The organism is Candidatus Atelocyanobacterium thalassa isolate ALOHA (assembly GCF_000025125.1).
Lineage (GTDB): Bacteria > Cyanobacteriota > Cyanobacteriia > Cyanobacteriales > Microcystaceae > Atelocyanobacterium > Atelocyanobacterium thalassae.
In genome coordinates, this window is the sequence record NC_013771.1 from 1,116,397 (window position 1) to 1,131,171 (window position 14,775).

At 31.1% G+C, this 14,775-nt stretch carries 9 protein-coding genes; 5 read left to right on the plus strand and 4 right to left on the minus strand.

Features of this window, described 5'->3' with window-relative positions; translation table 11 throughout:
- Positions 1-45: 45 nt before the first annotated feature.
- Complete coding sequence (locus UCYN_RS04605; RefSeq protein ID WP_012954343.1) at positions 46-462, minus strand: hypothetical protein; 417 nt, start codon at positions 460-462, stop codon at positions 46-48.
- Between the two features lie 675 nt (positions 463-1,137).
- On the opposite strand from UCYN_RS04605, the gene UCYN_RS04610 reads away from it, so the two are divergent.
- On the plus strand, positions 1,138-1,407 hold the full coding sequence (locus UCYN_RS04610) for a hypothetical protein (RefSeq protein ID WP_236608127.1): 270 nt from the start codon (positions 1,138-1,140) through the stop codon (positions 1,405-1,407).
- Positions 1,408-1,514: 107 nt separating this feature from the next.
- On the opposite strand, the gene UCYN_RS04615 is transcribed toward UCYN_RS04610, so the two are convergent.
- Positions 1,515-3,332, minus strand: a complete 1,818-nt coding sequence (locus UCYN_RS04615) for a lytic transglycosylase domain-containing protein (protein ID WP_012954345.1) — start codon at positions 3,330-3,332, stop codon at positions 1,515-1,517.
- A 932-nt stretch (positions 3,333-4,264) separates the two neighbouring features.
- Between UCYN_RS04615 and UCYN_RS04620 the strand changes: the two genes are divergently transcribed.
- Positions 4,265-6,061 (plus strand): iron uptake porin, encoded by a 1,797-nt coding sequence (locus tag UCYN_RS04620; protein ID WP_012954346.1) that lies wholly within the window; start codon positions 4,265-4,267, stop codon positions 6,059-6,061.
- A 438-nt stretch (positions 6,062-6,499) separates the two neighbouring features.
- On the plus strand, positions 6,500-8,356 hold the full coding sequence (gene ftsH3, locus UCYN_RS04625; RefSeq protein ID WP_012954347.1) for an ATP-dependent zinc metalloprotease FtsH3: 1,857 nt from the start codon (positions 6,500-6,502) through the stop codon (positions 8,354-8,356).
- A 308-nt stretch (positions 8,357-8,664) separates the two neighbouring features.
- Here the strand turns inward: ftsH3 and UCYN_RS04630 are convergent, their stop codons facing one another.
- Both UCYN_RS04630 and UCYN_RS04635 read right to left on the minus strand, forming a co-directional pair.
- Positions 8,665-8,955 (minus strand): YggT family protein, encoded by a 291-nt coding sequence (locus tag UCYN_RS04630; protein ID WP_012954348.1) that lies wholly within the window; start codon positions 8,953-8,955, stop codon positions 8,665-8,667.
- A gap of 123 nt (positions 8,956-9,078) precedes the next feature.
- A complete protein-coding gene (locus tag UCYN_RS04635; protein ID WP_012954349.1) occupies positions 9,079-10,824 on the minus strand; it encodes an ABC transporter ATP-binding protein in 1,746 nt (581 codons plus the stop codon).
- A gap of 365 nt (positions 10,825-11,189) precedes the next feature.
- On the opposite strand from UCYN_RS04635, the gene sir reads away from it, so the two are divergent.
- Complete coding sequence (sir, locus tag UCYN_RS04640; protein ID WP_012954350.1) at positions 11,190-12,956, plus strand: sulfite reductase, ferredoxin dependent; 1,767 nt, start codon at positions 11,190-11,192, stop codon at positions 12,954-12,956.
- Between the two features lie 426 nt (positions 12,957-13,382).
- A complete protein-coding gene (gene mgtE, locus UCYN_RS04645; protein ID WP_012954351.1) occupies positions 13,383-14,753 on the plus strand; it encodes a magnesium transporter in 1,371 nt (456 codons plus the stop codon).
- The last annotated feature ends 22 nt before the right edge of the window (positions 14,754-14,775 follow it).

A 14,775-nucleotide genomic window follows, 5' to 3' on the forward strand; every position in this document is an offset into this window, starting at 1 on the left:
GTTATAAATAAGTTTGTTACTTAGTATTTTAAAACTAAAAGATATTTATTTTTGAAGTCTTAGATTGTCTAGATGTTTTGTCCATTGTGCTGCTAAAGAAATCTCTGTGAAAGGAATTGTAATAGCAGATTTGTTTGAGTCAATAAAAACAAACTGTATTAATGCTTTTCCTCTGTTAGGTAATTTATCTAAAGTAGTAATATTGTTATTAATCAGTAACTGTATTGATTCAACATCATTTAACGAAAAATTGGACAAATTATCTGAAATAGTTCTTTTTGGGGTTCCCCAAGTTAGCTGTTTATCTTTAAGTCCAATAATAGAGTAAATATCGTATTTAGACGTATCAAATTCGTTTGACCATACATTATAAGCTTCTAACTTTTTATATTCATTCCATCCGTTCCAAGTTAACCAGCTAAAGAATATAAGTAAAGGCGTCCACATGAGACCTTTTTCCATTATTAAATTTCCCCATTATTACAAGATAGAGATACTTTAGAGTAATATATTGACATCTTTAGGAAGGTAGTTATTTCAATAACAGGAATACTCTCATAGTCTTAATGAGTAAACTTTATTATTAGAAACATCATTTTATAGGATAGGATAATAAGCGTATTATGTATAGATATTCTGATTTAATAATGACAATAAACGTTATAGCTCTTACTTATTTTTCTAAACAAAAAAATCATTAATACTGTATTCATAAAAATGATATTAGAAGAACATATTAAAAAATACTTTAAGTATGACTATTTAGTAATGATGCTAAATGTTAAAAAGAAAAGTGTTATTTAGTAAAAAGGTATCTAAGTCTTATTTATTGAATCAAGACATCATACTAATAATGGTTGCTAAAAATATGTATATCTATAGATAATTGAAAAATATTTTTTAGAATGCATAATTCAAAACTTAGCTTTTGTGTTAATTTATACAGTTTTAAATATCACAAGTTCTTCCTTAACATATTTCTGAAAAACTTAAATTATTAGTTACAAAAGATAAATATTTCAGAAGGAAAATAGTTTACTAAAAATTAATGATTCTTATATTAAGATTACGGAAACTACAATGAATAACTTAAAGAATGATATCAAATATATTGTAAATTTGATGAATATAATTATTATGAGCATTATTGCAATTATCATTCTTACCATTGGAATATCCAATCTTACCGAAAATCCTCAAAATCGTCTTATAAGGCAATTCGCAGAAAAAAAACTACGACTGTTTTCTAGAGGTTATAGTCTTGACACTATCAATTGTGATGGTGTTGATATTAACGATAATAAATTTGTTAATTGTAGAGCGAGCAATAGAAAGCAAAAAATCATTTTACTAGAATGTCCCTATAGAGAAAAAGATAGTAGATGTAATTATTTATTAAAGAGATAATCAATGATTTTATATAAAATAGATTTTATTTTTAATTACAAATTTTTAAGTTCTATTTTTACCATATAAGTGGAGTAATAAGTAAAATACTTATTTTGATATATGTACTACTTATATTGTTTTAATCGCAAGTAAGTTTCCTGGTCATAAATACGTAAATAATTCCAATAGTTACTGAATACTGATTTGACATAATTTTTGGTTTCTTTAAACGGAATTTCTTCTACAAAGAGATCAGGATCTTGGGTTTTATATTGTTTTACCCAGTTTGATACATTATTTGGTCCTGCGTTGTAGCTTGCAACAGCTAATAAAGAATTATTATTATATTTTTTATGAGTGTAATCTAAATACCAAACTCCTAAAAAAATATTATCATTCAAGTCATTTAGGTGATAGTGTTTAATGTTCATCTGATTAGATATCCATTCTCCAGTGATTGGCATTACTTGCATTATACCTGTTGCTCCTACAGGTGATTCGCTACTATTTTCAAATCGGGACTCTTGACGCATTACTGACATAATTAATAGAGGATTTAATTTATAGTGCTTAGCCCAATTGGTTATGGATTGATAAAAAGGAAGTGGAAATAAAGCTCGCCAATATTGATCCTCTTTTCGAAGATTTTTCCATTCTTGTTTTTCAGAAAAATTATTTTTATTTTGAAGATTCCAGATCTGATTGATAGATTGAAGATTTTTCCCGTGAGTTAATTTTAGTAAAGCATCAGTAAAACCTTGTTTAACACTAAAATCATAATTTTGATTAGTCTCTGCTTTAAAAAGCAATAATGCATCATTATCTTGACCTAACCGATACAACGTTTTAAATATTTCAGATCCAGCAGGAGGAGTGGGACGAAGAGTTGGTTGGCTAATCAAAGGGAATATCTGGCGCAAATTATTAAAATCTCCTACGTTCCATCCTAATTGGATAGCAGAGCGCCAGGCATAATAGGATTGAGGATGATTTTTTATTACATTTTGAAATACTAGTCTAGATTCTTGAAAATTACCTAATTTTTTTTCCCACTTACCTAGCCAAAACCCTGCTTTTGGAGCTATTGGACTATCTGTATTGTCAATAAAAATTGATTTTGCCCATTCTTTAGCTTTTAAAAAATCTTTTTTATTAACAGCTTTTTTAACAATTTGCCAGCGATATGTAGCAGTTGATTTATGATGAGGATATTTAAAAATTAATAACTTATAAATTTTATCTGCTTCATTAGTACGATTCAATTTTTGCAATAATTTTGCTTTGTGCAAAAGACTTTCTGGAATGTCTACATCGGATTTTTGCATAACTTGGTCAAGATAGTTAAGAGCAATTTCAGGAGGTGATAATATTATTAATCTCTTTAGTGATAGCAATGCTTCTGAAGAATCGGGAAAATTTACAAGTATTTTTTTGTAAGTTTCAAATATTTTTTTTGTTTTTTTTTGATTAAATTCTAATTCTTGTCCTCTAGCTAAACGATAAAGGTTGTGAGGACTTTTTTTAGCTTTCAGATATGCAAAAGAAGCTTTATCATATTCTCGAGTTTCCCAATAACCATTCCCAATAGTTTCCCAGTCTTGAGGAAGTAACTGTTCTGTATAGTTATTAACTAGATAATTACGAACATTATTAGCTTTTTTATCATATATGGCATGTCTTGCTAAAGATATTAGTAATTCAAATTGTTTAGGATCTTCTTCCAGTCTCTTGTAAATTAATTCTTGAATCTTAGGATGTTGAGGAAACTTGATAATTCCTACATCCCAATATTTGGATTCATATTTTCCTAATTGATAATAAGCCTCTGCTGATACAAAAGATGCAGGGTATTTTTTAATTAATATTCTCCAAATGTCTTTAGCTTGTGTAAGATTATTTGTTAACTCATAACCTCTAGCTCTTTTTAATAGAATATAAGGCATTAAGATAGGATATTCATGTTCTAAATGCTTTAATTGTCTTAGAGCAAGACCTCCTTCATATTGTGTGAGTAAATCAACAGATAAAAGATAGCGTGCACGTGCTCTTTCTATAGATGGCTTTTTCTGAGAAGCAATTCTTTCTAAGGTATCTTTTCTTTGCTTTGCGGGAACTTCCGCTAGAGTTAAAACAATAGATTCCTTTTTAAGATCTTGCTGAAAAAGTAATTTAATATCATTATATTTTCTCTTCTCCGTCCATCTTTTAAGTTCAGGAAATAAAAAAAAGTACTAGTCAATCCGACTAATATCATGCTGAGAATAATAATTGATTGGTACTTATTTTTTGGTTTATTGAACATTTCAATTTTATAAATATTATTCAAAAATTTTTTACTATGTTCTAAGACTCATTTCAGTAATGTTAATCATAATTGATACTCTAATTTAATTAACTGATACTTATCAAATGACTTATATTGACTTTTTTATGAACATATATGTGTAAAAAATTTAATTGTTATCGTATTTTAATTATAAAAATATAACTAATCATCTTACTAAAAAACATAAAAATGAAGGTTAAAAATCCTAGAATACTTTTATTTTAGCCTAGAAAAATATTCTAGCCATAGAAAATAAAATACTATATTTTTTATATATGTACTGTAAGTAATCTACAGAAGTAAGACAATGTTTATTTAAAAACCTAATATAAATTATTAGCAAAACATAATACTCACGATATTTAATTTTATTCTCGTCATGGAGATAGATACGAAGTTCGAAATAATCATAGAAAGAATATTAGCTTTCATAAATTATAAAAGCAACTTTATCTAATCGAAGAAGTCTATCATATTTAAGTGAGTACTTTTACGTCTAAGTATTTACTAGGGTAAATTACTTGTTTCCTAGGTGTGAGGATTATGTATATGTTAAATTTGTTGACGAAATCTCTTAAAATTATTCCAGTGACTTTGGGAACTTTTCTGCTAGTTACATCTGGAGTAACAGCTACAACTACCGAAATTAAAATTCAAAAAACTAAAATAAATACTGTTTCTCCTGAAGAAGCATTAAGCGTATTAAAAAATCGTCCACAACTAAAAGTACCTGTTAGTCAGGATAATATAAAACAATTTAGAGATACGACTTTTAGCGATAATATGTCTCAGGTAACTAACATATCTGAGTTACAAGATGTTTCACCTACTGATTGGGCCTATGAAGCACTTAGAAGTCTTGTTGAACGCTATGGTTGTATTGTAGGTTATCCTGATCGTACTTTTAGAGGTAACTATTCTGCTTCTAGAAACGAATTTGCAGCTGGCTTAAACTCTTGTTTAAATACTATTGAAAGATTACTACAGGAAAATGTAGCTGTTTTAAGAGAAGATATTGAAAAATTAAAACGTTTATCTCAAGAATTTGAACAAGAACTAATTGCTTTGGGTGCAAGAGTAAGTAACCTTGAATCAAGAGCTGCTTTTCTTGAAGATCATCAATTTTCAACTACTACAAAGCTAAAAGGTGAAGTTTTGTTTACTCTTTCTTCAGCTGCAGGGGAAAGAGCACTAGATTTTAGAGAACAAGATTTATCAAACCAAGGCTTGTTACCTGCAGAACGCCGTCGTATCGACGACAATGCTACCTTTGGATATAGGACAAGATTATTCCTAAGCACCTCTTTCTCAGGAAAGGATCTATTGAGAACTCGTATTCAAGCTGGTAGTATTCCAAATCTTAAAGAGTTTACAGGTACTGAAATGACTCGCCTAAGCCATGATGCTCAGCAAAATGGTAATGCAGTTGTTAATAAATTGTACTATCGTTTCCCCACTGGCAACTTTACAACTTGGGTCGGAGCAGAAAATTTAGAGATAAATGATATTTTTGATGAGGGTAACCCATTCTTAAAAAGTTCGGGTACAGGTGCATTATCTAGATTTATTCGTCGAGATCCCTTGACTATGAGAGGACCAGAAGGAATTGGTGGTGGTTTCGCCTTTAAATTCAATGATATGTTTACACTTAGAGGTCTTTACCTATCTAAAGATGGTAACAAGCCTTCTCTTAGCAATGGTTTGTTTAACGGTAACTTTACTGCTGGAACCCAGCTAGCCTTTAAGCCAATAGATTCAGTTTCATTAAATGTTCATTTTCTTCATTCTTATTTTACGTCTAATGATGTTAACATTAGTTCTTCTACAGGAAGTTACGTTGAAAAACATTTTCGCTCTAAATCTGTTAAAAATAAAGTAGGAAGAGGTATCGGTAGAGATCCGTTTTTGGGCACTCCAACTATTAGAGATAGTTATGGAGCAAATGGTAATTGGCGTATTAACAATACATTTAACTTAACAGGCTGGGTCGGTTATTCTTTAGCAAGAGCCCAAGGCCATGATTCTTCAGGAGTTAGTCGTCGTGGATTTGGAGCAGATTACTGGTCATGGATGACTGCTCTTTCCGCAGTAGATTTCTTTAAAGATGGAGCTGTTTTATCAGTAGCAGGTGGTTCCCTCCCTAATTCTCGACGTATTGACGCTATTCCAGGAGATTTAACTGTTCCCGATCAAGATACTCCTTATATAGTTGAAGCTCAATATAAATATCCGATTAACGACAATATCCTTTTAACTCCTGGATTTTATGTAATATTACAACCAGATGGTAACAACTTAAATAATAGTATTTGGGTTGGCGCTCTAAGAACTAGTTTTCTCTTTTAACTAGAAGTTAGTTCTGCGGAGGCAAGTAAAGTGGTACTTGCCTCTACTTTTACTAGTACATTTAGTACAATTTATTAAACAAAGTATTGTTATTTTAATAAATACTATCTTTCAAAAGAATAAATAAGATAATGGAGCGTAATTTGATAAATTACGCTCCATTATCTTATTTTCAAGGATTACTTAAAAATCTCAATTTAAAATATTCATGGTTGAATTATATTTATAGTTTTCTAAATTACTTAATTAAATTTTCTACATATTTGCTTTAAGTTTGAAATTTGCTAGTCAATTTTCCATGAGAAACGTTAACATAAATTAACAAGCATTTTTATTAAAGATTTCCTACGTCATAGACGTTATTATCTGCTTAAGTTTTTATTTCTGATATATTTTACTTAATTCTATCTTCACCCTATTTAAAAAGAGGTTGACAGCGTGAACAACAATAACAAAAAATGGCGAAATGCCGGACTATACGGGCTCTTATTAATTGTCGTATTGGCATTAGTATCTGCTTTTTTAGATAATAGCAATACTCAGAGTCGTGAAAATCTTACGTATAGCGATTTCATTAATCAAGTAGAAAACAACCAAATTGAACAAGTAATATTAAGCGCAGATAGGACACAGGCTAAAGTCTCTAGTTCTAACAGTGGTGCTCCTTTATTGGTTAATTTACCAAATGACCCAGAACTTATTAATATTCTTTCTGAGAATAAAGTTGATATCGTAATTCAGCCACAAAATAGCGAAGGAGTCTGGTTCCGAGTTCTTAGCAGTCTTTTCTTGCCTATGTTACTTTTGGTAGGACTTTTCTTCCTATTACGAAGAACACAAAATGGACCTGGTTCTCAGGCAATGAATTTTGGCAAGTCAAAAGCAAGAGTTCAAATGGAACCTCAAACTCAAGTTACTTTTGGTGATGTCGCTGGTATAGAACAAGCCAAATTAGAATTAACTGAAGTGGTTGATTTCCTTAAGAATGCTGATCGCTTTACTGCTATTGGTGCAAAAATTCCTAAAGGAGTTCTTTTAGTTGGACCACCTGGGACTGGTAAAACCCTCCTAGCAAGAGCAGTGGCTGGAGAAGCAGGAGTGCCCTTTTTCTCTATCTCTGGATCAGAATTTGTAGAAATGTTCGTTGGGGTTGGAGCTTCTCGTGTCCGTGATTTATTTGAGCAGGCAAAAAGTAACGCACCCTGTATTGTTTTTATTGATGAAATAGATGCAGTAGGACGTCAGAGAGGAGCCGGTTTAGGCGGTGGCAATGATGAGAGAGAACAAACTTTAAATCAGCTTTTAACAGAAATGGATGGGTTTGAAGGCAATACAGGAATTATCATAATTGCTGCCACTAACCGTCCTGATGTTTTAGATGCTGCTCTATTGCGTCCTGGACGTTTTGATCGTCAAGTTGTTGTTGACCGACCAGATTATGCTGGTAGAAGAGAGATTCTTCAAGTCCATTCTCGCGGAAAAACTCTTTCTAAAGATGTTGACCTTGATAAAATTGCCCGCCGCACTCCTGGTTTTACAGGAGCGGATCTTTCTAATTTATTAAATGAAGCTGCAATTTTAGCAGCTCGCCGTAGTCTGACTGAAATTTCGATGGATGAGGTTAATGATGCCATTGATAGAGTTCTGGCGGGACCTGAGAAAAAGAATAGAGTTATGAGTGAAAAAAGAAAAACACTAGTAGCATTTCATGAAGCAGGGCATGCATTGGTGGGTGCATTAATGCCTGATTACGATCCTGTACAAAAAATTAGTATTATTCCACGTGGCCAAGCAGGCGGCCTGACTTGGTTTACTCCCAGTGAAGAAAGGATGGAATCAGGTCTATATTCTCGTTCTTACTTACAAAATCAAATGGCAGTTGCCTTAGGTGGGAGAGTAGCGGAAGAAATTATTTTTGGAGCAGAAGAAGTAACAACAGGTGCTTCTAATGATTTACAGCAAGTAACGAGAGTAGCAAGACAAATGATTACTCGTTTTGGTATGAGTGATCGTTTGGGACCTGTAGCTTTAGGAAGGCAAAATGGTGGTGGAGTATTTTTAGGAAAAGAAATTGCTTCTGATAGAGATTTTTCAAATGAAACTGCATCTGCTGTAGATGAAGAAGTCCGTCAGCTAGTAGACATCGCGTATAAGCGTGCAAAAAATGTACTAGAAGACAATCGTCATATTTTAAATGATTTAGCAGCAATGCTAATAGAAAAAGAAACAATTGATTCAGATGAGTTGCAAACAATTCTAAATAATAATCAATTAACTATGGCCAAATTAGCTTAGTACTAATTAACAAGGTTGTTAACAGGTCATTTTATTTAAGACATGATATGTTAACAACCTTGTTTTGCAATTTCTAAAAAATATTTTTAAAGATGGATCGGTTATATACTCTCTCTTAAACTCAATGATTTATGCTTGTTAGCATAAAATCTTATGTATTGATAATAGATGACCCATAAATCCAAGAATTAAATTAGTCATAGGAATTAGTAATTTTAAGGCATAGTTTTAAGCTTACTAACTAATTCCTTCAAGAGTTAAGAAATCCACAATATTTGTAGTTCTTGAATGTTTACTTTTAATATTTATCAGAAACCTACTGCACTATATGCAGATAGACTATCTAAAATACTAGATACAAACTGTAATGCAAGAATAGCTAAAATTGCAGAAATATCAATACCACCTAATGGAGGTATGAATGAACGGAAAATATTAAGATATGGATCAATAATAGGGCTTAGAAAAGACATAGCATTATATGCCCACTCTGCAGTTTGAAACCAAGAAAGTAAAATACGAATAAAAATTAATACAAGGTATATGTTAAGGAATGTGTTGAGAGTTTGAAAAATTAGCTGGGTGATAGCAGTATTCATTTTTAATTATTTTCCTCATTCATAAATATATATTCTTTAACGATTCTATATCAATTTTAGATAACATGGCATGGCAAATTATTTAGATATTTCTATAGGATTATCTTTTAAGTATAAAAAATATTAATTAATAGCTTCTACTAGTTGATTTTGTTGCCATAAAGTTTGATAAAGTCCGGGTACATTTACTAAGGTTTTATGATCTCCAGTTTGTATAATTTCTCCATGATTCATTACAAAAATCCTATCTGCATGGGCAGCTGCAGATAATTGATGAGAAATGAAAATAATACTTTTCCTTTTTTTATTTGAGAGATTTTCAAGAATACGAGTAGCAGTTTTATTATCTACACTAGAAAGAGCATCATCTAATATTAATATAGGAGAGTTCATGAGTAATGCTCGACCAAGAGCTGTACGTTGGCGTTGACCTCCTGATAAAGTGATTCCCCTCTCTCCAACCAAAGTCTCGTATTGTTGAGGAAAATTTAGAATTTCTTTATGAATTTGAGATTTTTTAGCTATATTCACTACTTCATAAATATCTTTTTGTGGATCTCCATAACGAATATTATTTAATATTGTTGTATTGAATAAGAAACTATCTTGTGGGACATAAGCGATAATTTCTCTTAATGATTTTAAATAAATTTCAGTAAAATCATGATTATCTAAAAAAAGTGTTCCAACATTAATATCTAATAAACGGAGCAACGCATTTGCTAAAGTTGTCTTGCCAGATCCAACAGGACCTACTATTGCTATTGTTTCTCCAGGATTAATAGTAAAGTTAATGTTTTTAATAGTTGGCTTTTCGTTGCCTGGATAAGTGTAAGATAGGTCTTGTGCAGTTATTACTCCATTAACAGAATCAATAGGCAAGAATTTACTATTAACTATATTATTAACTTTAGGTTTAACTCTAAAAATAGTTTCTACCCTATCAATACTTACTTCTCCTCTTTGATAAGCTGTAATCGTAAATCCTAATAAAGCAGTTGGGAATACTAAACGTTCAACTAAAATTATTAAGGCAATAAAGTCTCCTATACTAATATTGTTCTTATTAATTTCATATGCTCCAAAGCTTAATAGTAATAGTAAGCTGGTATAAGACAATCCCTCAATTAAAGGAAATAAAAAGTTTTGAATTTCGGCTAATTTTAATTTAACTTTTAACAGCTGATGATTTTTATAGTTGAATTCCTGTTTTTCACTGTCTTCTTGAGCATAAATTTTTATTAAAGATATATTACTCATATCTTCTTGAATTAATTGGCTAAGTATAGATAACTGATTCTGTACTGCTAACTGTTGTTTTTGTAACTTTTTGCTAAAAATTTTGACTATAATTAGCATCAAGGGATAGATAATAACTGCAAAAATACTAAGTAAGATGTTTATACTTAGCATGACGGGAAAAGTTAGAGTATAAACGAAAATTGTATTAATTAAGCTAAGTAAAGCAAAACCTACTAAACGTCGAATATTGTCGACATCACTAGTTGCACGGCTAATAAATTCTCCAGATGTATGTGTTGAAAAATACGCTGGTTCTAAAGTTAATAAATGTTGAAATATCTTTTGCTTTAAACTAAACTCAACATCACGTCCTATTCCAAAGATCAGTAGACGAGACAGCATTCTAATAATCCATGCAATCGAAGCTAATACAAAAATGAGAATAGCAGTTTTTAATACTTGATGAATATTAAAAGAATACCTCAAACTATCGACATTGTCTCTTATCAGTAGAGGTATGTAAACTCCCAAACCGTTGACTATTAGTAATGAAAGTGTACCTATCAGTATACTAACTTTATAAGGGGCAAGATAAGTAATTAATTGTCTTAATTTCAATGTTTGCATAGACTAATAATAAAGTTCTTTTCCTATAAAGCAATATATTTAAATTATAAATAAAAGATAATGATATAAGAAATGTTTTTCATATCTTATTGATGGATCTAATAGGTAATTGATAATTGATTTATTTTAATAACGTATAAGCTATTGTAATTATTTTAAAATTATTAAGATGTTAAATAACAATATGTGTTTCAGAATTATAAATGTGAAATAAGTCTTTTATATAGAAAATCTTATATAAACATTAGGCTATTATATCTTTAATAAAGACTAATTTAGCTAAAAGAGTTAATATAAAGAAAGTCATCTAAATTTTGACTGAGCGAGAAGAACTAGATTATTATTGAATTTAAATATTTGTTTCAATGGTTAAGATTCCAGTTTCATCCACCAATAAAGTTTCCAAATTAGAAACAATAAAGGAAACTAGCAACTTTTTAAGAGAACCACTAGCAACCCAATTATTAGAAAATAGTACTCATTTCACAGAAGAAGCAGTCCAAATTCTCAAATTTCATGGTTCTTATCAACAAGACAATAGAGATAACAGAGTAAAGGGCCAAGAAAAAGACTACCAATTTATGTTACGTACTCGTAACCCAGGTGGTTTTATTTCTCCCCAGCTTTATGCTGCTTTAGATAAACTTAGTGACATTCATGGCAACCACACCTTAAGAATAACGACACGTCAAGGGCTACAGGTTCATGGGATTTTGAAAAAAAATCTCAAGTTAGCAATCTCAACAATTGTCGAGAATCTGGGTTCAACTTTAGGCGCTTGCGGAGATCTTAACCGTAATGTTATGTCACCTCCTGCACCTTTTAAAAATTTTCCAGAATATGAATATGCTAGAGAGTATGCAGATAAAATTGCTGATTTATTAAGTCCTCAGACATCAGCTTATTATGAAATCTGGTTAGATGGCGAAAAAGCTATTAGTGTAGAAGAATCTCCTGAAACCATAGAAGCCCGTCAAAAAAATAATAGAGGAAAGTTTTTTGACAACGGGGACGAACCTATCTACGGAAAACACTACATGCCACGAAAGTTTAAATGTAGTGTTACTGTACCTGGAGATAATTCTATTGATTTATATACACACGATGTAAGCTTAGTAGTTATTACAGACGATAATAAAGAATTACTTGGTTTTAATATTTTCGCAGGTGGAGGAATGGGTCGTACTCATAATAAAGAAGAAACTTTTCCTCGACTAGCGGATCCTCTCGGTTATGTAGATAAAAAAGATATTTATGACTTCATGAAAGCTATTGTAGCTGTACAGAGAGACTATGGAGATCGTAATCAACGTCGTCATGCTCGTATGAAATATCTTATTGAAGACTGGGGTCTAGATATATTTCGTAAAGAAATAGAAGAATATTTAGGTAAAAATATAGAACCATTTAGACCTCTTCCAGACTGGCGATATAAAGACTATCTTGGCTGGCAAGAGCAAGGAGATGGCAAGCTGTTCCTAGGCATTTCTATAGAAAATGGCCGAATAAAAGACAAGGATAGCTTTCTTCTGAAAACTGCTCTTAGAGAAATTAATGATAAGTATTTTTTACCTATACGTTTAACTGCTAATCATAATCTTATTTTATGCGAGATTGAACCAGCTTTTAAAATAGGAATTGAAACAATTCTTGAATCTCATGGCATAAATAGTGATCCGCAAAAAGTAGATTCTTTAACTCGCTATTCCATGGCTTGTCCAGCCCTCCCTACTTGTAGTTTGGCAATAACAGAATCAGAGCGAATACTCCCTACCATAATTAGCCGTATAAAAAATGTATTGAATTTATTGGACTTGTCTTCAGAAAAAATTGTAATTAGAATGACAGGATGTCCAAACGGTTGTGCTCGACCTTATATGGCAGAGTTAGGAATTGTAGGTAGTGCTCCAGAAAAATATCAAATTTGGCTAGGAGGTAGTTCGGATCAAACTCGATTGGCTAAACCTTATGTTGACAAACTACCTGATGAGGAGATAGAAAATTTTATTGAGCCATTATTCTTTTACTTCAAGAAAGAAAAACAAGATGGTGAAAGTTTCGGCTCATTTTGTCATAGGGTTGGTTTCGAGGCTTTGCATGATTTTTCTTCAGCCTACACATCTATAAAGTAGTATTTTGGAAATTATATTTCTTTGATTTAAAAAATTTGTTAGAAAAGAGTTGTTTTTACAGTTCTTTAAAAGTGAAAACTATTGATCAGAGAATATTTTTTTATAGCTTTCAAGACTTAATTTTTATAGTTTAAATCATGAATTAACAAAAAAAGATAAATACTACGATCTCTCTATTGTATACTGTGAACGAAAGTAAATAAAAAAGTACCCATAAATATTTGATAATAATTTAAATAAAAAATTTATGTAGTTAATTTATAGTAGAGTTAATAGTACGATAGATCGAAAGACTTAATAAATTCCATAAGAAATTATGATAACGAAATTATAGGCAAGGTTAAATCTTGTTAATATCATTATGGTGGAAAAAAAGAGATGGACTTTGTTCTAATGAACCTGTAATTATTGAATGAACCTATAACTATGGTGCAATTAAATACCCGTAAAGAGTTGCGTCAGCTAATATGTAATAAATTAGCTTTATTATTAGAACAAGGAAATTTGCAAGAAGCAAAAAAAATTCTTGTATCTGTACAACCTGTGGATATAGCTGAAGCTATTGGAGGTTTATCTCAATCAATACAGGTAATTGCTTTTCGTTTATTGTCGAAAGAAGAAGCTATTGCTGTTTATGAACACTTAGAATCTACAGTTCAACAATCTTTACTTGAACAATTTAAGCAACAAGAGGTTAGAGATATTGTTGATCGAATGTCTCCTGATGACCGAGCTCGTTTATTTGATGAATTACCTGCAAAAATTGTTCGACGTTTATTAGAACAGCTAAGTCCTGAAGAAAGACAGGCAACAGCTTTATTATTAGGATATGAAGAGCATACAGCTGGACGTATCATGACTCCAGAGTATATCTCACTCAAACAAAGCTTTACTGTATCTCAAACACTTGAACATATAAGAACTTTAGCGACTTCTTCTGAAATTGTTTACTATCTTTATGTTACTGATGCTTTTCGTCATCTAGTAGGTATTGTTTCACTAAGAGATTTAGTTTTATCTCATCCAGATACTACTCTTGGAAAAATAATGGTAAAAGACATTGTTTGTGTTAATACTAACGATGATCAAGAAGAAGTTGCACAAACAATACAAAGATATGATTTATTTGCAGTTCCTGTTGTAGATAAAGAACAAAGACTAGTTGGAGTAGTTACTGTAGATGATGTTATCGATATTATTCAACAAGAAGCAACTGAAGATATCTATGCTTTAGGTGGAGTGCAGTCAGATGGTGAGAATTATTTTCAAACAGATTTATTAACAGTTACACGAAAAAGAGTTGCATGGTTATTAATTTTATTACTTACTAATACGGTTACTGGGATGATAATTAAATCTCACGTAGCTTTGATAGAACAAATGGCAATTTTAACTGCTTTTATCCCTCTATTAACAGGTACTGGAGGTAATGTTGGAGCTCAATCTTCAACAGTGGTTATAAGGGGATTAAATACAAACGATATTACAGATCTTGGCTCTAAGCAAGTCATTTTAAGAGAGCTAATAGCTGGAACCTTATTAGGAATAATATTAGGGACTTTAGCTACAATTTGGGCTTATGGAGTTCAAGGGAGTTGGTTAGTATCGATATCTGTAGGTGTTAGCTTAGTTATAATTGCTATTTTAGCTTCAATAGCAGGCTCAGCTTTACCTTTTGTTTTTAGAACTTTTGGATTAGATCCTGCTTTAATGTCAGCTCCTTTTATTACAACTATAGTTGATGTATTAGGTGTATTCATTTATTTTTCTATTGCCAAGCTTGTATTAGGATTATAGTTGTTTTTGAATATGGAGTATT

What these genes read in the sequence shown, in the direction of transcription:
- UCYN_RS04605 (WP_012954343.1), bottom strand. Translation starts at nt 462, where the DNA reads ATGGAAAAAGGTCTCATGTGGACGCCTTTACTTATATTCTTTAGCTGG.
- UCYN_RS04610 (WP_236608127.1), top strand. Translation starts at nt 1,138, where the DNA reads ATGAGCATTATTGCAATTATCATTCTTACCATTGGAATATCCAATCTT.
- UCYN_RS04635 (WP_012954349.1), bottom strand. Translation starts at nt 10,824, where the DNA reads ATGCAAACATTGAAATTAAGACAATTAATTACTTATCTTGCCCCTTAT.
- UCYN_RS04615 (WP_012954345.1), bottom strand. Translation starts at nt 3,332, where the DNA reads ATGCCTTATATTCTATTAAAAAGAGCTAGAGGTTATGAGTTAACAAAT.
- UCYN_RS04630 (WP_012954348.1), bottom strand. Translation starts at nt 8,955, where the DNA reads ATGAATACTGCTATCACCCAGCTAATTTTTCAAACTCTCAACACATTC.
- sir (WP_012954350.1), top strand. Translation starts at nt 11,190, where the DNA reads ATGGTTAAGATTCCAGTTTCATCCACCAATAAAGTTTCCAAATTAGAA.
- mgtE (WP_012954351.1), top strand. Translation starts at nt 13,383, where the DNA reads ATGGTGCAATTAAATACCCGTAAAGAGTTGCGTCAGCTAATATGTAAT.
- UCYN_RS04620 (WP_012954346.1), top strand. Translation starts at nt 4,265, where the DNA reads ATGTTAAATTTGTTGACGAAATCTCTTAAAATTATTCCAGTGACTTTG.